Origin of the sequence: Nocardia gamkensis NBRC 108242, assembly GCF_001612985.1 — a bacterium.
GTDB classification, from domain to species: domain Bacteria; phylum Actinomycetota; class Actinomycetes; order Mycobacteriales; family Mycobacteriaceae; genus Nocardia; species Nocardia gamkensis.
In genome coordinates this window covers 245461-265005 of record NZ_BDBM01000002.1, presented here as the reverse complement: position 1 = coordinate 265005, position 19545 = coordinate 245461, and the positions used below count along the sequence as shown (strand labels likewise).

The following is a 19545-nucleotide window of genomic DNA, read 5'->3' as shown; positions in this document are numbered from 1 at the left end:
GCGCACACAAAAGAAAGCATGATCTGCGACTGACCTCCATGTGGAGAACTCAGCCGAAAACAAGCTTCTATTTTGTCGCGACTCCCCCCGAACGCTCGAATACCCTCCCTCGGCCAGCACATGAGCTATGCGCCGCACGCCACGGAACATATCACGATCCGAACTGTCGGCGCAAGCGGCAATTACTCGGTCACTTCGACCGCGCCATTACCCAGCCGCACCGCCCACAGCCTATGCACAAGTTATGCATTATTGATCTAACAATATTCGCCCACATCGCTGCCACAGTCCGAACTTCGAGACCGAGGGAACACCTTGACAACGCCTGCCTCGCGCCATCCCTGGCCGCCAGGCCTCCGCCGCGCGCGGCACCGTCGGCACCTGAGGCCGGACGCCATATCGGTGTTGGCACAACCAGGTAGGACCGCGACCCGCGCATCCCATTCCGCCTCGGACTTCGCCGCTGTATTGGTCTGACCACTTGACCTCCTGACCATCTCGGCGCACAGTAGACGCATGGCGTTGCAACCTGTGGTCAAGCGGTCGGTGTCGGCGGATGTGTTCGAGCAGATCGCCGCGGATGTGCTCAGTGGCGAGCTGGCGCCGGGGGCGACCTTGCCCAGTGAGCGGCAGTTGGCGGAGGCGCTGGGGGTGTCCCGGCCCGCGGTTCGGGAGGCGCTACAGCGGCTGGCGGCGGCCGGGCTGGTGGCCGTGCGGCAAGGAGACGCGACGACCGTGCTGGACTATCGGCGCGGTGCGGGGCTCGAGGTGCTGCCCAGGTTGCTGGTGCAGGCCGGGGAACTCGACCCCGCTGTCGCGCGCAGCATTCTGGAGGCTCGCCTGCACAACGGGCCGAAGGTGGCTGAGTTGGCCGCGCGCCGGGTGGGCGCAGTCGGCGCGGAAGCGATTCGCCCTCTTCTGGAGAACTCGGTCGAGGCACTCGCCGGCGAGCCGGACCCGATCGCCCAGCAGCGGCACGCGATGGAGTTCTGGGATCACGTCGTGGACGCGGCCGACTCGATCGTTTTCCGGCTGATGTTCAACATGTTGCGCGCCGCCTATGAACCAGCGCTCGCGGCGCTGGCCCCGATCATGTCCGCCGAGGTGGGCAACGTCGAGGCGTACCGCGAACTGGCCGCCGCCATCGCGGCGGGCCGGCCGCAGAAGGCCGCCACCACCGCTCGGGCGCTGCTCGAGCCGGCGACCACCGCTCTGATCGAGGTCCTCGGTGGACCGCCGGTCACGCACAGCTAGGAACCATCATGACCAAATCCAAGACATCCGACCGGGAATCGGCCGACGCGCGGGCGCGGGTGCGCAGGGACGAGCGGGCGCTGCGCCGCGGACTCACCCTGGGTCAGGCATTCGAGGAATTCCTCCGGCACCCGTCCCCGTGGATGATCGGAACCACGCTGGTCGGCGCACTGATCGCCCGGATCGTCGTCGGCGACTGGCAGCCCACCGATCTGCTGGTGCCCGCCGTGATGCTGGCGTTCTTCCCGGTCTTCGAATGGATCGTGCACGTCACCGTGCTGCATTGGCGGCCACGGCGGCTCGGCCCGGTCGCGCTCGACAGCGAACTGGCTCGCAAGCACCGCGAGCATCACGTGGATCCGCGCGACATCCCGCTGATCTTCATCCCGGCCAGGACGCTGGCGGTGCTGGTCGTCGTGTTGATCGCACTGGCGGCGTTCGCCTTCCCCCGCGCGGGCCTGGGGCCGACCTTCCTGATCACCATCACCCTGCTCGGCCTCGGCTACGAGTGGACGCACTATCTGATCCACACCGACTACAAGCCGAAACGCTCGCTCTACCGGGCGGTGTGGCGCAACCATCGCCACCACCACTACAAGAACGAGCACTACTGGTTCACGGTCACCAGCTCCGGCACCGCCGACCGCCTCTTCGGCACCTATCCCGACCCGGCCACCACCGAAACCTCACCCACCGCGCGTAGTCTCCACTCGACGTGACGGGAGCCCCTGGGATCACTTGGTGGCCAACAAGTGTGTCATCGACGCGAGATGAATCGTGCCGACGAGCACCGACCCCGCCACCTGCCCAGGGATCCGCCGCCACAGACCTATCACCGCATCCCCGACCTGACACACCCCGGCGACGGCGAGCAGAACGATCCAGGCGCCGTTCGAAATCGACAGAACTGCCGCGATCACGACCGCACCGCCGAGCGGGACGGCCCGCGCCGCCTCATGGCGGCGTAGTACCGCGTCGAGGAAGGTCCAGCGCTGACCGAATGTCGCCCGAGTCGCCGCATCGAACCCACGGCGATCGAAAGTTCTACCGCGCGGCGAGCAAACGCTCTGCGATCGCACGCGCCCGGGAGGCCGCATCCGGATTCCCCTCGCGAACAGCGGTGACGATCGCTCCGTCCACCAGCAACGCGAGTTCCGCGGCCATTCCCGAAGCATCGGACCGACCCGCCTCGGTGAGAAGTTCGGACAGGTAATCGATCACCCGCCGCTTGTGCCGATCGGCGACCTGATGCGCGGCGCTCTCGCGATCGGCGACCTCGACCATGGTGTTGATGAACGCGCAGCCGCGAAAGTCCTTGCGGGCGAATCGGTCGGCGAGGGCGTCGAAGACCGCCAGCGGGCGGGCGACCGGATCGCCGGTCTTCGCCTCGACCGATTCCCGCAGCCAGCTCAGCCACCGGCGATCACGATCTTCCAGCACCGCGACGACGAGTTCGTCCTTGCTCGCGAAGTGGCGATAGAACGACGCGCGGCCCACGCCGGACTCCTGGAGTAGGCGATCTATGCCGACGGCTCGAATGCCTTCGGCATAGAAGAGCTCTTCCGCCGTAGTGAGCAAACGCTGCTTGGCCTGAGTTGCCATGTCGTCACGGTAGCAGAACGGAACCGATCAGTACCATCCTACTTGACCAATATGGAACCGATTAGTACCGTCCAAGTTCGGCACCGATCGGTACCATCTTGTTCGAGCTGGAGGCTTCGATGTCCCGCCTGCCCCTTGTATCCCCCGACTCCGCCGATACCGAGCAAGCCGACCTACTCGCCGAGGTACAGCGCCAGCTGGGCCGCGTCCCGAATCTCTACGCCGCCATGGCGAACAGTCCCGCCACACTGCGCGGGTACCTGAATCTGCGCGACGCATTGACCAGGGGAAAGCTCTCCGCTCGGGTGCGCGAACAACTCGCACTGCTGGTCGCCGACGAGAACGGCTGCGACTACTGCACCGCCGCGCACACCGTGCGCGCCGAGCGGATGGGCTGCACCGAGCAGGCGATCGCCGACACCCGCTCGGCGCGCGCCGAGGACCCGCACGCCGACGCGATCCTGCGCCTCGCTCGCGACGTGCTGCGTTCCCGCGGCCGGATAGATGACGACGCGCTCGCCGCGGCGCGCGCACGCGGCGTAAGCGATGCCGAACTGAGCGAGATCGTCGGCCATGTCGCGCTGAACGTCTTGTCCAACTACTTCAACCACGTCGCCGAGCCGGAACTCGACTTCCCGCCCGCGGCGCCGACGAAAGGCACAGTGATGGAAGCGAAATGGCGGTCCGCGGGCAAGGTCGTCCTGGTCGAGGGCTACTCCCTGCTGGACCGGGAGGGGCGGAGCGTGCGCAGCGTCGATGAAGTCCGAATCGCCATCGAGGGCGGGTTCCTGCACGTCGAGGTCTCCGACGCGGCCGAAGTACAGGTGGTTTCGGCTCCGGCGGTCGCCCTGGTGACCTATCCCGCCTCCTGATCCTCGACCAGCGAGCCCGGTCCGCGCTCCCTCGCGGACCGGGCTTTCGTCTACGCCGGGCTTGACAACTTGATACCCTAGGGGGGTAGGGTAAAGAAATCAGCAGCACCGCACGAGGAGAACGACCATGAGCACCAGCACCGTGACCGTCACCGGTATGACCTGCGGCGGTTGCGCCGCCTCGGTCCGCACCGAGATCGGCCGCATCTCCGGCGTCGATTCCGTCGCCGTCGACCTCGCCGACGGCCTGGTGACCGTCGAGAGCGCGACTCCGATCGATCGCGCCGAACTCACCGCGGCCGTGGCGCGCGCCGGCTACACGGTCACCGACTGACGGACGGAGCACTCCGATGAACGCATCCACCAAGTTCGGCGGTTTCGCCCTCGGCCTCGCCGCGGTCTTCGGGATCGCTCTCGCGGCCGGTTCGCTCATCGGGCCGGAACCCGCAGCCCATGACTCGACCGCACACGCCGCCGACCAGGGCGAACCCAACTCATCACCCGGAGGAATGATGGCAACCGACCGCGGCTACACCCTGCGGCTGGACACCGCCCAGACCACCGCCGCGGCGAACGTACCGCTGCGCTTCACCATCCTCGACCGCGCCGGAAAACCCGTAACCCGGTATATGCGCAGCCACGACAAGGATCTCCACTTGATCGTCGTGCGCCGCGATATGGCCGCCTTCCAGCATGTGCATCCGGTGCTCGACGGCAACGGAACGTGGAGCGTCCCGCTCGACCTCACTCGTGCCGGTGATTACCGGGTGTTCGCCGACTTCACCCCCGAGGGCGGCGACAATCTGACACTCGGCGCGGACCTGCGGGTGGCGGGCGTCTACGACCCCCTGAAGCTGCCCGCGACGGCTTCCACCACCACCGTGGGCGACTACACCGTCACGCTGGAGGGAGCTGTCGTCCCGGGCCGGGCTTCGCAGGTGACGCTGTCGGTGAGCCGGGCGGGCAAACCGGTGACCGATTTGCAGCCCTACCTCGGTGCTTACGGCCACCTGGTGGCCCTGCGCGCCGCTGACCTGGGTTATCTGCACGTCCATCCGGAAGGCCACCCCGGTGACGGCGTGACCGCGCCCGGACCGGGCATCACCTTCGCGGTGACGGCGCCGAGCGCCGGCGACTACCGCTTGTTCCTCGACTTCCAGCACGAGGGTGTGGTCCGCACCGCCGAATTCACCCTGACCGTCGCGCCGCGCACCCCCGCCGTAGACGCCTCCACTCACAACGAACACACTGGTCAGCAGCAGGCGCCGGACGGCCACGCGCACTGACCGACGACCGTCCGCGCACAGAACGGAGCACCCACGATGACCACCGCGACACAACCTCCCCCCGCCGGGCAGGTCGAACTCGTGATCGGTGGAATGACCTGCGCGTCCTGCGCCGCCCGGATCGAGAAGAAGCTCAACAAGCTCGACGGCGTCACCGCGACGGTCAACTACGCGACCGAGAAGGCCCGGGTCGAGGTGACCGGCAGCGTCTCGCCGGACGAGCTGATCGCCACCGTCGAACAGGCCGGTTACACCGCTGCCCTGCCCGCCCGGCCGGAGCGCTCGGAGGAGGCCGAGACCGAGGACGACCCCGCCGCCGCCCTGCGCACCCGCCTGCTGGTGTCGCTGGTGTTGTCGGTGCCGGTGATCGCCATGGCGATGATCCCGGCGTTGCAGTTCACCAACTGGCAGTGGCTGTCGCTGACCTCGGCCGCCCCCGTGGTGGTGTGGGGCGCGCTGCCGTTCCACCGTGCGGCATGGACCAACCTGCGCCACGGCACCGCGACCATGGACACCCTGGTCTCGATGGGGACGCTGGCCGCGCTGGGCTGGTCGCTGTACGCCCTGTTCTGGGGCACCGCAGGCACGCCGGGCATGACGCATCCGTTCGAGTTCACCATCTCGCGGATGGACGGCACCGGCAGCATCTATCTCGAGGCCGCGGCGGGCGTCACCACGTTCATCCTGGCCGGACGCTTCTTCGAGGCGCGCGCCAAGCGGCGTGCGGGCGCGGCGCTGCGGGCTCTGCTCGAACTGGGCGCCAAAGAGGTCTCGGTGCTGCGCGACGGAACCGAGCAGCGTATTCCGGTGGAGCAGCTGACCGTCGGCGACCGGTTCGTGGTGCGTCCAGGCGAGAAGATCGCCACCGACGGCATCGTGACGGAAGGTTCCTCGGCCGTCGACGCCTCGATGCTCACCGGTGAGTCGGTGCCGGTGGAGGTCGGCCGAGACGACGTCGTGGTCGGCGCGACCGTCAACGTCGGCGGACGGATCGTGGTGCGTGCCACCAGGATCGGTTCGGACACCCAGCTGGCGCAGATGGCGAAGCTGGTCGAGGACGCGCAGACCGGCAAGGCGCAGGCGCAGCGGCTGGCCGACCGGATCTCCGGGATCTTCGTGCCGATCGTGATCGCCCTGTCGGTCGCGACGCTGGGCTTCTGGCTCGGCACCGGCGGATCGGTGGCCGCGGCCTTCACCGCGGCGGTCGCCGTGCTGATCATCGCCTGCCCGTGCGCGCTCGGGCTGGCCACGCCGACCGCGCTGATGGTCGGCACGGGTCGCGGCGCGCAGTTGGGCATCCTGATCAAGGGCCCAGAGGTGCTGGAATCGACCCGGCGGGTGGACACGATCGTGCTGGACAAGACCGGCACCGTCACCGCGGGCAAGATGACGCTGCTCGATGTCGTCCCCGCCGAAGGCGAGCAGGTCTCCAGGATTCTGGAACTGGCCGGAGCGCTGGAGGATTCCTCGGAACACCCGATCGCCCAAGCCGTCGCCAAGGGCGCCCGCGAGCGGGTGGGCGAGTTGAAGCCGGTCGAGGATTTCGCCAACGTCGAGGGCCTGGGTGTGCAGGGCATGGTGGACGGCCACGCGGTGCTCGTCGGCCGCGCCCGGCTGCTCGCCGACTGGTCACAGCACCTCGACGACGATCTGACGCAGGCGATGCGCGCGGCCGAAGCCGAAGGCAAAACCGCCGTCGCGGTCGGCTGGGACGGCAAGGCGCGCGGTGTGCTCGTGGTGGCCGACGCGGTGAAACCGACCTCCGCCGAGGCGATTTCCCAGCTGCGCGCCCTCGGTCTCACCCCGATCATGCTGACCGGCGACAATCGGGCCGCCGCCGACGCGATCGCCGCGCAGGTCGGCATCGACGAGGTGATCGCGGAAGTGCTGCCGCAGGACAAGGTCGACACCGTCAAGCGGTTGCAAGCCGAGGGCAAAGTGGTGGCGATGGTGGGCGACGGCGTGAACGACGCCGCGGCGCTGGCCCAGGCCGACTTGGGCCTGGCCATGGGCACCGGCACCGACGTGGCCATCGAGGCGGGCGATCTGACCTTGGTGCGCGGCGACCTGCGGGCGGCGGCGGACGCGATCCGGCTGTCGCGCCGCACCCTCGCGACCATCAAGGGCAATCTCTTCTGGGCCTTCGCCTACAACGTGGCCGCGATCCCGCTGGCCATGGCGGGCCTGCTGAATCCGATGCTCGCGGGCGCCGCGATGGCGTTCTCCTCGGTCTTCGTGGTCAGCAACAGCCTGCGGTTGCGCGGCTTCCGCTCCACCGCGAACTGAAGAAAACACCGGACGGGACGGCACACGTAGTGTCGTCCCGTCCGGGCATCCGCCAGGAGGTCTCCATGTCGGCAATCACCGAAGGCGCGGCGCGAGCCGCGCGGCATCCGGCGGCACGGGCGGCGGCCAGATGTCTCGCCGCGTGCCTGCTCGCGGCCGCTGCTCGAGTTCTACGCTCGAGCGCCGCGGATTCCGGCAAAGCATGCGCATAACGCCATGGGCGAGCGTACCCCTGGCACACCGAAATCCGAAATGAAATCTCGCTCAGCCGCGAAGGGTGGTGACCGTGACCAGCGATGGCTGGATGGGCGACCCGTACACCTCGATCGACACCCCGCCGGTCGGGGATTCGCTGGCCCACCGGGCGTGCTCGGTGATCCCATCGCCGAGCAGAGCTTTCGCTCCGGGAGACCAAGCGACGGCCACCTGGCTCAGCGCCGGTCCGAGGTTCAGGTTCGCGATCGCCGCGGACTCACCGTTGTCGAAGTAGACCTCCGTGCCACCGGGGAAGGGGTTCACCGCGACCGCGGACGCACTCGCGCCGCCGAACGCGGCGGCCGATCCGCCCGCTACGACCGCTACCAAGACCGTCATGACCCGTTGACGCATCCGAATTTCCTTTTCGTGTAAGCACACCGGCCGACCGGCCGGTCCTGTCACCCTTGCCGAGTAGGCACCATTCGGCAATTCGATGTGGCGCTGATCACAGGCACCTTACGGCGTGCGCTCGTCGGCCACGAACTTACCGGCGTAATCGGTGGCCCATTCGGCAAAACTTCGGGCACGCCCGAGAATTCGGGCCACATCGTCGGTGACGATCGCATTGTGCCCCGCGCGCACATATGCCTGCCCGGCCAGCGCACCGTCGGCGAATTCGGCGGACATTCCGGACGCGAGCATATGTGCCCTCGCTTCGGTTTCGGGAATATCGGTCACATCGACGGGACGGCCGGTGACAGTAGCCAGAATGGCGGCCAGGTCGTGCGTGGTCAGCAATTCCGGCCCGGTGAGGGTGTAGATCCGTCCCGCGTGATCGGCGGAGGTCAGCGCCTCGACCGCCACCCCGGCGACGTCGCGTGGATCGATGACGCCTTGTGCCGCGGCACCGGTCATGTTCGGCACCGGCTGCCCGGCACGGATCGCGGCGGCCCAGCTCAGGGTATTGGAGGCAAACGAGCTGGGGCGCAGGATGGTCCAGTCGACGCCGCTCTCGCGCGCGGCCTGCTCACCCGGCAGATGCCAGGTTCCGACCAGGCCGAGGCCGGTATCGCCGGTACCGATCGCGGAGAGTTTGACGATCCTGCCGACTCCCGCGTCCCGCGCTGTCGCGATCAGCGCACGGTCGGCCTCCACATACTCCGGACCCAGCACGCCGACAATGAACGCGGCCTCCGCACCGACCATCGCCTTCGCCATGGACGCGGGGTCGGTGTAGTCGCCGCGCACCACATCGACGCCTGCGGGCACCTCGGCCCGGTCCGGGTCACGAGTGACAGCACGGATCGCGGTTCCACGCGTGCTGAGCTGCCGGACGATTTCACTGCCGATGGTGCCGGTCGCACCGGTGATCACGATCATGAGAACCACCGTGCCGGGCATTCGCGCAGCTCTCTAGGAAATTCCGGCACACCTGCGGGAGGCGCGACTGCATACAGTGGATGCCGTGACCACCCTGCTGCGCCCGCCGGTCGTGACCGCCGAACTGGTCGAGACGTCCGAGCCGACGCCGGAGTCGCTGCGCCCGTGGCTGGCCGAACTCGGCCGCATCCCGACCGTGCTCGACCTGTCCGAGCCGTTCGCGCACATTCCACAAGCAGCCACCACGATCGTGCTGCGGGCCGAGCACGGAGACGCCGGTGACGACCGCGTCGCACTCGTCGTCGGACCGCAGACCAAGGCGAGCTACTCGCGCGCGAGCAAGCCCGCGGGCTGTGTCCGCCTGCGGCTGGCGCCGGGTGCGGTCCCCGCGCTGCTCGGCGTCTCGGCGGCCGACCTCACCGATCGCGTGCTGCGACTGGACGATTTACCCGGTCCGGTCGCACGACTGGCTTCCGAGCTGATCGAACTCGCACACGACGAGGTCGTGCCATACCTGGAGAACGAGCTGCCCCGCCGCATCCCCGACGACCCGGCCCAGCGCGCCCGCCGCAGACTGCTCGCCACCGCCGTGGCTGCCATCGCCGCCGACCGTCCCCTCTCCGTCACCGCGCTGGCCGCGCACCTCGCGGTGAGCGAACGACAACTTCGCAACCTGTTCACCAGCGGAATCGGCGTCTCCCCCAAACACTTCGCACGCATCGACCGCGTCCGCCGGGTCTTGTCCCAGGCCGAGGACACACCATTGGCCGACATCGCCACCGGCATCGGCTACTACGACCAGTCCCACATGACGGCCGATTTCCGCAGCCTGATGGGCGTCCCGCCCACCTCCTTCCTCCGAGGTGAGGTGCCCGCCCCTTCCCCGTGCCGCGCGCTCACCCGTCTCCGCTGATCGAGTCGAACGACCGTCCTACCAGGGCTCGTTTCCGAGACACTGCGCTGATCACGGGCCAGTACGGGTATGCACTGGTAGTGCATCCTTGTGCACGCGGCTTGGATGGGCATGCTCGCGCGACTGCGACGAAGCGCGGAGCGCCCTCGATGCGGTGGACGAGGCCTACGAGTGCCGTTCCCCCGAGATTCCCGAGCCCGACTGGGTGTATTGGTTGGACCGCACGGAGGCGATTCTCATGCAGCGCAGCACCGATTCAGGCAACTGGTCCTTGCGGAGCAGCTGTGCCACGAGCCGGTCCATGAAATCGTCCACCTCCGCAGAATGCATCACACCGGGGACGCACGAGCCGTACGGGTAGACCGGGCCCCTGCCGAGTCTCGGCATCGTTCGAATAGCGGACATGACAGTGAGCTATCGGCAGGCGAGCAGCCCCTCGGCTAGCGGCTGAGCGGTGTGCTCGGGTCATAGCTTCAGTATCAGGAGCACCCACTATCAACTGAGATGCATTGCCAAGGTTCTATATATCAGCCGACGCGGAACGATCTTGGCTAACAATACGCATTCTGCACCGGCATCCCGAGTGGGCGATTAAATACCTTTCGGTCTTTTTGCGGGCCGCTGTTGAAGCCCTCTCGGGCACGTGTAACGTGCGTGTCCGAGGCACGCTAGAGTCGACCGACTCGGTACCATGTTTTCACGCGGGTGGCCGACGCTCATAGTCGGTCACGCGGGCCAGCGACCAAGGCAAAGGGCCACGATGAAATCTCTCCCGGCACCCCACACTGGTCCCAGTTCTGCTCTCCATATTGTATTCGACGCCGTCCACGGGACTATCGACGCCCGCGATGCGGTCACCAGCGACCCACATTCGCCAGTAATTCCACGAGCACTTATTTCGACGCCGATTCAGCGACTCCGAAGAATCAAACAGTTGGACTTCGCTTCGCAGGCCTACCCGGCTGCGGACCACTCGCGCTTTGCACACGCGCTCGGAACAATGCATGTGATGCGTAAGCTTGTGACGAGACTCTATGACCTGGGTCAGCTGGGCGAAGGCGAACTGCCCGTGCTGCGGGAAAGTTACCCCTCGTCTTTCCATGGCGATGACGAAGCGGATCGTGCGCAGCTACTTCAACACATGCTGCTCGCCGGCCTGCTGCAAGATCTGGGCGAGCTGCCCTTTGCTCAGGTAACACGCCATATCTGTGCACCCAAGTTCGCCTTGCGCCAGGAAGTATCGCAAAAGACAGGGATACCTGTCGAAGCGATCAAGCCCAAGGATGTGTTCACACTGGCGTGCATCTACAGCGACACTCTTCTGCAGCCCTTGAACAGCATCGACCTCGATTTTCTCACTTTTCTCATCACCGGACTTCCGGATATCTCCAACGGAAAGCTTGCGCCCCTGCGGCAAATGGTCGACGGAACTCTGGATGCCGATCGTCTCGACTATGTATTTCGGGACGCCCATCACACAATCGGCACCACCGGAACCATAGATTCCGTGATCGATACACTTCATTATTACGATGCAACGGGCCCGGTGATGACGGACGCCAGCCCGATCTCCAACTTCTTGGTCACTCGCGCCCGACTGTATTCTACCGTCTATCTCTCTCCCGCAAACAGATTTCGCCTCAATGTGCTGCTCACAGCGCTACAAGGGATCCGCGACGACAAGGAATCCGCACAAAAAATCTTCGGATCCAATGGAAATGAACTCGCACTGGACGACTTCTTGGAATTGGATGAGGTATCGCTGACCTCGAAATTGTATCAGTTGTCGCGAACCGCAGGAGCACGGCGACTGAATGAGCGATCTCGTAGCGCGCTGGAAATATTTTCCGGAAAGTTTCACGAGTACAACCATTTTTGGATATTTCCACCGGATCATAGTAGTCCAACAGAAGCTGCGGACGTCCCGCTCCCTAGCGAGCTGTTCTTCGATACATTCAGTGACCAACAACGGCCGATCTACCATTCCGGTGCCGTTCGGATCAAGAACGATAGTCTCAGATTCGCTGCCGGCCCGGTGCCATTGGAGCAGTGCGCCGGCCCTTTCACCGCGATGTTCCAGACTCCTACATCCACCCTTCCCATGAAGGACTGCATCCTCGTTTTCGAGCCCGACGTCAAGCACGGAAAAGCATGGGCGGAATATTCGAAGGCGCTGACCGATCAGCGTTTATATCAAGTCTTGATGTCAAACGATCCTTTGACGACCGTCGACTTCCTCACGGATACACGTGATCTGCCGGGTTTCAGCGGACCAGCGATCTTCATTTCCTTCGCGGGCGCAGATTTGGCAGTTGTGCGACGTATTGCATCAGAACTGCTGCGACGGAACCGTCGATACTTCTTCTACGCGGGGAAATTCCAGGGTGTTGGTGAAACGGCATATCACAATAGCGCACAGGGGGTGCACATGGCAGATGCAGCCATGATACTTGCTTCGACGAATTACATAGCCCGATATACTCAAGCACCCGATGGGTACATAGCGACAGAAATCTTCTCGATCAGTAACAGGATTGCCTCAGGGTCCTTCCCATTGGTGATACTTTCCGCAGACAGCTGGAAAGAAGTCGAGAACGGCCTTCCGTGGCGAGCAGCCTTCGGTTTCGACGAGGCACCTTTCATGGGAAGACCTCTCCGATCCGCATCCCGGGAGGAGATCGTGGACTCGGTAGATGAAATGCTTCGCGCTATCGACCGCGCATTCGAGGACAGTACGGGCAGTGCACAGGGATGAAGCGACTCGAATACCCGCGTGGCGGGCAGATCCGGATCGCGCTGTTCGGCGCCGCTGGGTCCGGTAAAAGTACGACTGCCGGGATGATCGAAACGATATGCGGACGACTCGGAGTCAGATTCGCCCTGGTCAAACTCGGCGAACCACTGTACGAAGCACAGTACGAGATCTACCGGCTTGCCGGACGGCCTCTCGATGACAAGTACATCCAAGACGGCGAATTACTTTCATTTCTGGGCCGCCACCTCCGTAAGATCAATCCGACCGCTTTGATCGACGCCTTCCGGTTTCGACTCGAAAATCTGAGTTCCAGCATACAGTCCGGAGGACCGGAGCGGACGATAATTCTCTGTGACGACATGCGCTTCCCGGATTGGGAGTATCTGCACGAGCTCGGTTTCATACCGATCCGAATCAGTGCCGACACCGGAGTGTGCGAGCGCCGACAGCGGCTCCGCGGCGATTACCATATCAAGTCGGTCCCTGCTCGACACGAGTCCAACCTTGATTCGATCATGCCGGAGTTCACCATAGAGAATTCTGGTTCGATGGACAGCCTCGAGCTCGACGTCGAGCAAGTGATGACGGAGCTGCTGTCATGATCCTGTCCGGAAACGCAATTCGCGAAGCGGTGGAGGAAGATCGGATCACTATCGATCCATTCGATCGACGCCTGCTCAACCCGAACAGTTATAATTATCGACTCGGCCGCTTCTTGAAACCTGCTCCGCCCGGTGTCTTGGATCCGCGAGACCATCTCGAATGGCCGGAATTCGAGATACCCGACTCAGGAGCCGTGCTGGAACCCGGGCAACTGTACCTCGGGCATACCTGGGAAAGTATCGGAAGCCAGGAATTCGTGACGATCCTGGTCGGCCGGTCTTCCGTGGGGCGTCTTGGAATGTTCTTGCAGGTATCCGCGGATCTCGGCCATCAAGGCGCTGTGCATTCTTGGACGTTGGAGCTCACCGTTGTGCAGCCGGTGCGCGTGTACCAAGGGAGGACTATCGGACAGGTGAGTTTCTGGGTAGCCGACGGGGCCCCGACCACTTATGACGGAAGATACGGCCGCTGGTCACGTCCCAAGGAGTACATCGGTGCACAGCTGACCGGTGATCTCATGGAGGGGGAGAATTAGTGATTCTTACCGGAAGCGAAATAGCCCGGCAGCGCGACCTGGGGCGGATCGAAATCAAGCCGTTCAGTGCAGGCCAGATCAATCCTAATAGCTATGATTTCCGGCTGGGTTCGATTATAAAGACCTATACCGACTACGTCCTGGACTCTCGGCGCCGGAACCCCACATCGATGATCTCCATACCGGACTCGGGACTCGTCTTGAATCCGGGACGTATCTATCTCGGACATACCCTCGAAATCATGGGCAGCGACCACTATGTGCCGATAATAAGGGCGAAGTCGTCTACGGCGAGACTCGGACTATTCGTTCACGTCACAGCCGACATAATCGACATCGGCAGCCACAACCAATGGACCCTGCAACTGAACCCGGTACAGCCGGTGCGTGTCTATCCTGGTATGCTCATCGGTCAAGTCACTTTCTGGAGGGTGACCGGTGAAATCACTTTATACGCCGGGAAATACCAGGGCTCCATGGGCCCCGTTGAATCGCTCGTACATCTGGACTTCAGCGATGAACAGAAAGAAAGGGAGTAAAAAATTGATTCTTTCCAGGCCGACCATCATAAAGTACGTAGATAACGGACTCATCTCGATGTTGCCCTCATTCGATTCTTCTCAAGTTCGGCCGTTCGGCATCCGGGTTCATCTCGGTGCGGAAATTCTTCGGCCGAACGCTACGGATGTCGATTTGTCGGTGGAGTCGGAGATCGACAGCTTGTATCGGCGTGAGTCCATTGTCGACGACGGGCTGGTACTGGCGCCCGGTGAGTTCGCCTTGGGCGCGACGATCGAGTCGTTCATGGTCGACCCGGGACTTGCCTGCCGTTTGGATGGCCGCAGCACACTCGCTCGTCTCGGATTGATGGTGCATTGCACGGCGGAAACGATCGACAACAACAACAACGAACACCGCGCCGTTGTCCTGGAGCTCAAGAATATTTCCGAATTCACGGTCAAAATACCGTACCGGTACGGCGTGGGTATGCTGACCTTCATCAAGGCTTCAGAACCGGTTGATCCAGCCGATGAGCAGACGCAATACGCTGGCCAACTGGATGTCATGGGTCCTAACCTCAAATTCCCCGCACCATACTTCGGCGGCCGGGACGCAGTGAAGTCCGGGCCACTCGCCGCGCCCGTCCGATGACGGGCATCCGGACGCATGCCGGGGATCAGCGCGATTTCGCCCGGTGCCGCCGCTCCATTTCCTCTCGCTCCAGCACCGCCGCCTCCGCGAGGGTCGGCGCGGTTCCGCCGAGCCTTACCGGAACCCAGCGCGCCCCTTCCTCCATCGGGTAGTCACGTTGCGCGCGGTCCAGTAGTTCGTTCATCCGCGTGCGGAGGGTGGCGGTGAGTTGTTCGCGCGGGGCATCGGGCGGGATGGGTGCTCCGATGCGGATGTTGATCGGGAAGTTGTGGCGGCCCAGCTGTCTCGGGATGTCCTTGGTCCAGATCCGGTGGGCGCCCCAGATGATCAGGGGCACGATCGGAACATCGGCTTCCAGAGCCATGCGCGCCGCGCCGGACTTGAATTCCTTCAGTTCGAAGCTGCGGCTGATCGTCGCCTCGGGGTAGACCACCACCAGTTCGCCCTCGCGCAGTGCGGTCACCGCGCGGGCGTACGACTGGGCGCCCGCCGTGCGATCGACGCCGATCGCCTTGCAGTGCTTCATGAGGAAGCCGACGATGCCGTGCTCGAGCTCGGCCTTCATCATGAACCGGACGTTGCGGCCGGACTTCCGCCCGACCAGCCCGACCTCCATGAAATCGAGGTAGGCGGTGTGGTTCACGGCCAGCACCGCGCCGCCGGAGCGCGGAATGTGCTCTTGCCCCTCGACATCGATGCGCAGACCCTGCGCGAAGAAGATGGCGCGGGCCATGCCGGTGAGGATGTCGTAAACCGGTTCCCGCGCCATCACAGCTCCGTTACTGCCCCGCCGCGTCCTTGCGCGCGGCCTTGGCCTCGGCTTCGGCGGCATCCATCGCGTCCGCCTCTTCCAGGGTAGGAGCGCTGCCGCCCAGCCGGGCGGGAACCCAGTACGCGCCGGGCTCGTGCACGTAGTCCTTCTGCAGGTCCAGCAGCATGTCCTGCATGGTCGAGCGCAGCTCGGCGGTGAGTTCGGCGACGGGCTCGAACGGCTGGATCGGTTCACCGACGGCGATCGAGATGGGGGTGTTGGTGCGGCCGAGCCGCTTCGGGAAACCCTTCGTCCAGACCCGCTGCGCGCCCCAGATGACGATCGGGATGATCGGCACCTCCGCTTCGACGGCCATGCGCGCCGCGCCGGACTTGAATTCCTTGATCTCGAAACTGCGGCTGATCGTCGCCTCCGGGTACACGCCGACCAGCTCGCCCCGGCGCAGGTATTCCACGGCGGCCTTGTAGGAGTCCGCGCCCGCCGAGCGGTCCACCGGGATGTGCTTGAGCGCGCGCATGATCGGGCCGGAGATCTTGTTGTCGAAGACCTCCTTCTTGGCCATGAACCGGACGTAGCGCTTCGGGGTGCGCACCGGCAGGCCCGCGTAGGTGAAGTCCATGTAGCCGGTGTGGTTCACCGCCAGCACGGCGCCACCGCGGGCGGGGATGTGTTCAGCGCCCTTGACGGTGAACTTCAGACCTTCGACGAAGAAGACGGTACGGGCCAGCCCGATGATCGTCCGGTAGACGGGTTCCACAAGTCCGCTAGCGTAGTCGCTGCTCGTCCCCACCGGCAGTGCGCGCCATCACGCGCCGTGCCGGAGCGAGGACGAACGAGCAGCCCCGACCACACGCCTGAGAGAAGAGGATCGCCGAAGTGGAACGCGCCCGATCGGCACCGCGCGAGTACGACCGCAGTGCAGCACGCGAGCGGAATCGGGCCTCGGGTGGGCGAGCGCCCCGCGCTGCGCTGGTCGGCGGCTCGGCCCTGATCGCAGCGATCGCGTTGTCCGGTTGCGACTCTGTCGTCGGCATTCCGGAGGAGAGCGCGCCGCAGGCGGCGGTGCGCACAACGCCACCGGCCGCCGTCCCGACCACGCCACCGCCCAGCGCCTCCGCACTGCCTCCGGTTCCCGCCGACGCTCCGCCGGTCGGCGCGGTCGCCGGGCTGCCCGCCGCCGCGACCGCGATGCAGCGCTGGGCCGCCGACCTGCGCTCGCACACCATCGCCGAGATGCAGGACAAGTGCTGGACCATCGCGCCGAAGAACGTGGCCGACATGTACGCCGACCAGCAGGCCGTCCTCACCGCCTTGGCCCAGCCGGGCACGACGACCGAGGACGCCGTCGTCTGGAAGGGCCCGGCCGCCACGGTCGCCGTGCCACGTGCCGAGCTCGACAGCGGCTACGCCTGCCCACGCGTTGCCACGGAAGGCGCGGAGATCGCCTACAACGACGCCGATGCCCGCCACACCGTGCGCCGCTACCTGTCCCGGTTCGTCGGCACACCGCTCGACCCGGCCGACAAGGAGGGCGACTACCCTCTGATCTGTAAGGCGTCCCCGGCGACCTGGGACCCCAAAGGCACCGGGCGTCCGAGCCCCGCGCCGCTGGCGAACAACCAGGGCGTGCTCACCGGGGCCACCGAGTTCGCCGACCAGCAGATCCGGTCGGAGCAGGTGAACACCGACTACATCGCGGTGCTCGTGCCGGTGACCAACTCCTCCGGTGTGACGCAGACCCGCACCTTCACCTTGCGCTCCGGGCCGGACGGCTACTGCATCGGCGACATCTCGCCGTAACTACTACCCTGGTTGGCTGGTAAACAGCAGGAGGAGCAGCTAGTGCAGATCACCAGCGTCGGACACGCCGGATTCCACATCCGCACCGCGGCCGGGTCGATCCTTTGCGATCCCTGGGTGAACCCCGCGTACTTCGGTTCCTGGTTCCCGTTCCCCGACAACACCGGGCTGGACTGGGACGAACTGGGCGCGTGCGACTTCCTGTACGTCTCGCACCTGCACCGCGACCACTTCGACGCTCGGACGCTGACCGAGCACGTCGACAAGGACGCGACCGTCCTGCTGCCGGACTATCCCGTGCCGGACCTGCGCCGCGAGCTCGAACAACTGGGCTTCCACAAGTTCTTCGAGACCGAGGACTCGGTCAAGCACACGGTGACCGGTCCCGGCGGCGACCTGGAGATCATGATCATCGCGCTGCGCGCGCCCGCCGACGGCCCGATCGGCGACTCCGGGCTGGTCGTCTCCGACGGCGAGACCACCTGCTTCAACATGAACGACGCCCGGCCGGTCGACATGGACGTGCTGCACGACGCGTTCGGCCACGTCGACATCCATCTGCTGCAGTACTCGGGCGCGATCTGGTACCCGATGGTCTACGACATCCCGGCCCGCACCAAGTCGAACTTCGGCAAACAGAAGCGCCAGCGCGGCATGGACCGCGCACGCAGCTACATCGAGCAGGTCGGCGCGACCTGGGTGGTGCCGTCGGCGGGTCCGCCGGTGTTCCTCGACGACGAGCTGCGCTACCTCAACGACGACCGCGGTGACGAGGGCAACATCTTCCCCGATCAGAAGGTGTTCCTGGAGCAGATGGAGATCCACGGCAACGCCGGCGGCATCCTGATGATCCCCGGTTCGGTCGCCGACGTGCGCGGCGCCGAACTCACCTTGACCCATCCCAGCGACCCGGCCGAGATCTACGAGCACAAGGCCGAGTACATCGAGCGGATGGCCCAGCGCCTGGCACCGGTGCTGGAGGCCGAGAAGGCGACCTGGGAACGCGGCGACGGTTCCCTGCTGGAACCGCTGCGCAAGCTGTTCGAGCCGATCATGGCGCAGAGCGACGTGATCTGCGACGGCATCGGCTACCCGGTCGGCCTGGTGATCGGCGAGGAAACCATCGTGCTGGACTTCCCCAAGCGCGCGGTGCGCGAGCCGATCGAAGGCGAGGGCCGCTACCGCTACGGCTTCCGCATCGCGCCGGAACTGGTGCGCACGGTGCTGCGCGACCGCGAGCCCGACTGGGTGAACACCATCTTCCTGTCCACCCGCTTCCAGGCCTGGCGAATCGGCGGGTACAACGAGTTCCTCTACACGTTCTTCAAATGCCTCACCGACGAGCGGATCGCCTACGCCGACGGCTGGTTCGCCGAGGCGCACGACGATTCCGCCTCCACCGAGCTCAGCGGCTGGGAGGTGCAGCGCCGCTGCCCGCACCTGAAGGCGGACCTGTCGAAGTTCGGTGTGGTGGAGGGCAACACGCTCACCTGCAACCTGCACGGCTGGCAGTGGGACCTGGAGTCGGGACGGTGCAAGACGTCCAAGGGTCACGAACTGCGCTCGCGCAAGCTGGACTGACCCGACTTCCGGCCGACGCGTCCACGTCGGCCGGAAGCAGTTGCCATCTGATTGCTATCGGTCGGCAACCTCGCGGGTCAGCTTCGAAGACCACGGGCACCACATACAGCCGGGCAGGAAGGCGCCGCAGGCCTCGTCCAGATGGTCGTTGACGTACATGATGCTGGCGTCGCAGACCTCGATCGCCATGGTGAAGAAGGTGATCGTGTCGGGGTCCAGATGGAAGTCCCAGCCCGGGTTGTAGGGCGCGGGCATCTTCCGGATCCGTCCCATGACGTGCACAGACATCTGCTCGTCACCCGACAGGATGCGGCGGGCCTCAGCGATCCGCTGTTCGTTGGTCAGCTGGATGATGAACTCTTTGCCGGAGTAGTCGGTGAATGCGAAGAGCGCCATGTCTTTCCCCTCTTGTCGATGGGTCCTGTGGTCGATGGATGGCGAATTCCGCACCGGTGCGACTCGATCCTATCGGTGCCTCGAGCTAATTTGCTGAAAATTTGCCAACAAGCGAATAACCGGCTGGAGTCGGTCTCAGGAGCGAAGAAGAGGTACGTCC

21 protein-coding genes are annotated in these 19545 nt (G+C 65.0%); 14 read left to right on the top strand and 7 right to left on the bottom strand.

The annotated features are described in order from the left end of the window. The first annotated feature begins 516 nt into the window (after positions 1-516). Together NG1_RS01390 and NG1_RS01385 are read left to right on the top strand one after the other, a co-directional pair. Positions 517-1254 (top strand): FadR/GntR family transcriptional regulator, encoded by a 738-nt coding sequence (locus NG1_RS01390; RefSeq protein WP_062967119.1) that lies wholly within the window; start codon positions 517-519, stop codon positions 1252-1254. A gap of 8 nt (positions 1255-1262) precedes the next feature. After that, positions 1263-1973 carry a sterol desaturase family protein gene (locus tag NG1_RS01385; protein ID WP_084498609.1) on the top strand — a complete coding sequence of 237 codons (711 nt, stop codon included), beginning with the start codon at positions 1263-1265 and terminating at the stop codon, positions 1971-1973. Between the two features lie 15 nt (positions 1974-1988). On the opposite strand, the gene NG1_RS36280 is transcribed toward NG1_RS01385, so the two are convergent. Together NG1_RS36280 and NG1_RS01375 are read right to left on the bottom strand one after the other, a co-directional pair. Then, the gene (locus tag NG1_RS36280) at positions 1989-2174 is read right to left on the bottom strand and encodes a hypothetical protein (protein ID WP_157113800.1); all 186 of its coding nucleotides are present in this window, start codon (positions 2172-2174) and stop codon (positions 1989-1991) included. Between the two features lie 124 nt (positions 2175-2298). Then, entirely contained in the window at positions 2299-2856 is a 558-nt protein-coding gene (locus NG1_RS01375; protein ID WP_062967115.1) for a TetR/AcrR family transcriptional regulator, read from the bottom strand. Between the two features lie 119 nt (positions 2857-2975). Between NG1_RS01375 and NG1_RS01370 the strand changes: the two genes are divergently transcribed. The 4 genes from NG1_RS01370 (at position 2976) to NG1_RS01355 (ending at position 7300) form a co-directional block, all read left to right on the top strand. After that, complete coding sequence (locus NG1_RS01370) at positions 2976-3728, top strand: carboxymuconolactone decarboxylase family protein (protein ID WP_062967231.1); 753 nt, start codon at positions 2976-2978, stop codon at positions 3726-3728. Positions 3729-3855: 127 nt separating this feature from the next. After that, a complete protein-coding gene (locus NG1_RS01365; RefSeq protein WP_040864215.1) occupies positions 3856-4062 on the top strand; it encodes a heavy-metal-associated domain-containing protein in 207 nt (68 codons plus the stop codon). A 16-nt stretch (positions 4063-4078) separates the two neighbouring features. Next, positions 4079-5014, top strand: coding sequence for a DUF8832 domain-containing protein (locus NG1_RS01360; RefSeq protein ID WP_062967113.1), 936 nt, complete (start codon positions 4079-4081; stop codon positions 5012-5014). Between the two features lie 36 nt (positions 5015-5050). Further along, positions 5051-7300, top strand: coding sequence for a heavy metal translocating P-type ATPase (locus NG1_RS01355; RefSeq protein ID WP_062967110.1), 2250 nt, complete (start codon positions 5051-5053; stop codon positions 7298-7300). Between the two features lie 264 nt (positions 7301-7564). Here the strand turns inward: NG1_RS01355 and NG1_RS01350 are convergent, their stop codons facing one another. After that, positions 7565-7909: a hypothetical protein gene (locus tag NG1_RS01350; protein WP_157113799.1), complete on the bottom strand. Its 345-nt coding sequence runs from the start codon at positions 7907-7909 to the stop codon at positions 7565-7567. A gap of 105 nt (positions 7910-8014) precedes the next feature. After that, positions 8015-8878, bottom strand: a complete 864-nt coding sequence (locus tag NG1_RS01345; RefSeq protein ID WP_062967229.1) for an SDR family oxidoreductase — start codon at positions 8876-8878, stop codon at positions 8015-8017. 85 nt (positions 8879-8963) lie between these two features. On the opposite strand from NG1_RS01345, the gene NG1_RS01340 reads away from it, so the two are divergent. The 6 genes from NG1_RS01340 to NG1_RS01310 all read left to right on the top strand — a co-directional run bounded on the left by NG1_RS01340 (position 8964) and on the right by NG1_RS01310 (position 14836). Then, entirely contained in the window at positions 8964-9791 is an 828-nt protein-coding gene (locus tag NG1_RS01340) for a helix-turn-helix domain-containing protein (protein ID WP_210750447.1), read from the top strand. A gap of 934 nt (positions 9792-10725) precedes the next feature. Continuing rightward, positions 10726-12546 carry a hypothetical protein gene (locus tag NG1_RS36275; RefSeq protein ID WP_157113798.1) on the top strand — a complete coding sequence of 607 codons (1821 nt, stop codon included), beginning with the start codon at positions 10726-10728 and terminating at the stop codon, positions 12544-12546. Then, the gene (locus NG1_RS01325) at positions 12543-13148 is read left to right on the top strand and encodes a P-loop NTPase family protein (RefSeq protein WP_062967101.1); all 606 of its coding nucleotides are present in this window, start codon (positions 12543-12545) and stop codon (positions 13146-13148) included. Before NG1_RS36275 ends, NG1_RS01325 begins: the two co-directional genes overlap by 4 nt. Further along, positions 13145-13684: a dCTP deaminase gene (locus tag NG1_RS36270; protein WP_063910225.1), complete on the top strand. Its 540-nt coding sequence runs from the start codon at positions 13145-13147 to the stop codon at positions 13682-13684. The genes NG1_RS01325 and NG1_RS36270 overlap by 4 nt, the downstream gene beginning before the upstream one ends. Beyond that, positions 13684-14223 carry a dCTP deaminase gene (dcd, locus tag NG1_RS01315; RefSeq protein ID WP_062967096.1) on the top strand — a complete coding sequence of 180 codons (540 nt, stop codon included), beginning with the start codon at positions 13684-13686 and terminating at the stop codon, positions 14221-14223. The genes NG1_RS36270 and dcd overlap by 1 nt, the downstream gene beginning before the upstream one ends. Next, on the top strand, positions 14201-14836 hold the full coding sequence (locus NG1_RS01310; RefSeq protein ID WP_157113797.1) for a dCTP deaminase: 636 nt from the start codon (positions 14201-14203) through the stop codon (positions 14834-14836). The genes dcd and NG1_RS01310 overlap by 23 nt, the downstream gene beginning before the upstream one ends. Before the next feature lie 25 nt (positions 14837-14861). On the opposite strand, the gene NG1_RS01305 is transcribed toward NG1_RS01310, so the two are convergent. Further along, positions 14862-15605 carry a lysophospholipid acyltransferase family protein gene (locus NG1_RS01305; protein ID WP_062967092.1) on the bottom strand — a complete coding sequence of 248 codons (744 nt, stop codon included), beginning with the start codon at positions 15603-15605 and terminating at the stop codon, positions 14862-14864. A 10-nt stretch (positions 15606-15615) separates the two neighbouring features. Next, positions 15616-16365: a lysophospholipid acyltransferase family protein gene (locus NG1_RS01300; protein ID WP_062967090.1), complete on the bottom strand. Its 750-nt coding sequence runs from the start codon at positions 16363-16365 to the stop codon at positions 15616-15618. A 119-nt stretch (positions 16366-16484) separates the two neighbouring features. Between NG1_RS01300 and NG1_RS01295 the strand changes: the two genes are divergently transcribed. Further along, complete coding sequence (locus NG1_RS01295; protein WP_062967088.1) at positions 16485-17408, top strand: hypothetical protein; 924 nt, start codon at positions 16485-16487, stop codon at positions 17406-17408. A gap of 42 nt (positions 17409-17450) precedes the next feature. Continuing rightward, entirely contained in the window at positions 17451-18989 is a 1539-nt protein-coding gene (locus NG1_RS01290) for a Rieske 2Fe-2S domain-containing protein (protein WP_062967087.1), read from the top strand. Positions 18990-19043: 54 nt separating this feature from the next. Here NG1_RS01290 and NG1_RS01285 read toward each other — a convergent pair whose 3' ends face one another. After that, a complete protein-coding gene (locus NG1_RS01285) occupies positions 19044-19385 on the bottom strand; it encodes a BP74-related protein (RefSeq protein ID WP_062967084.1) in 342 nt (113 codons plus the stop codon). Positions 19386-19545: the final 160 nt, after the last annotated feature.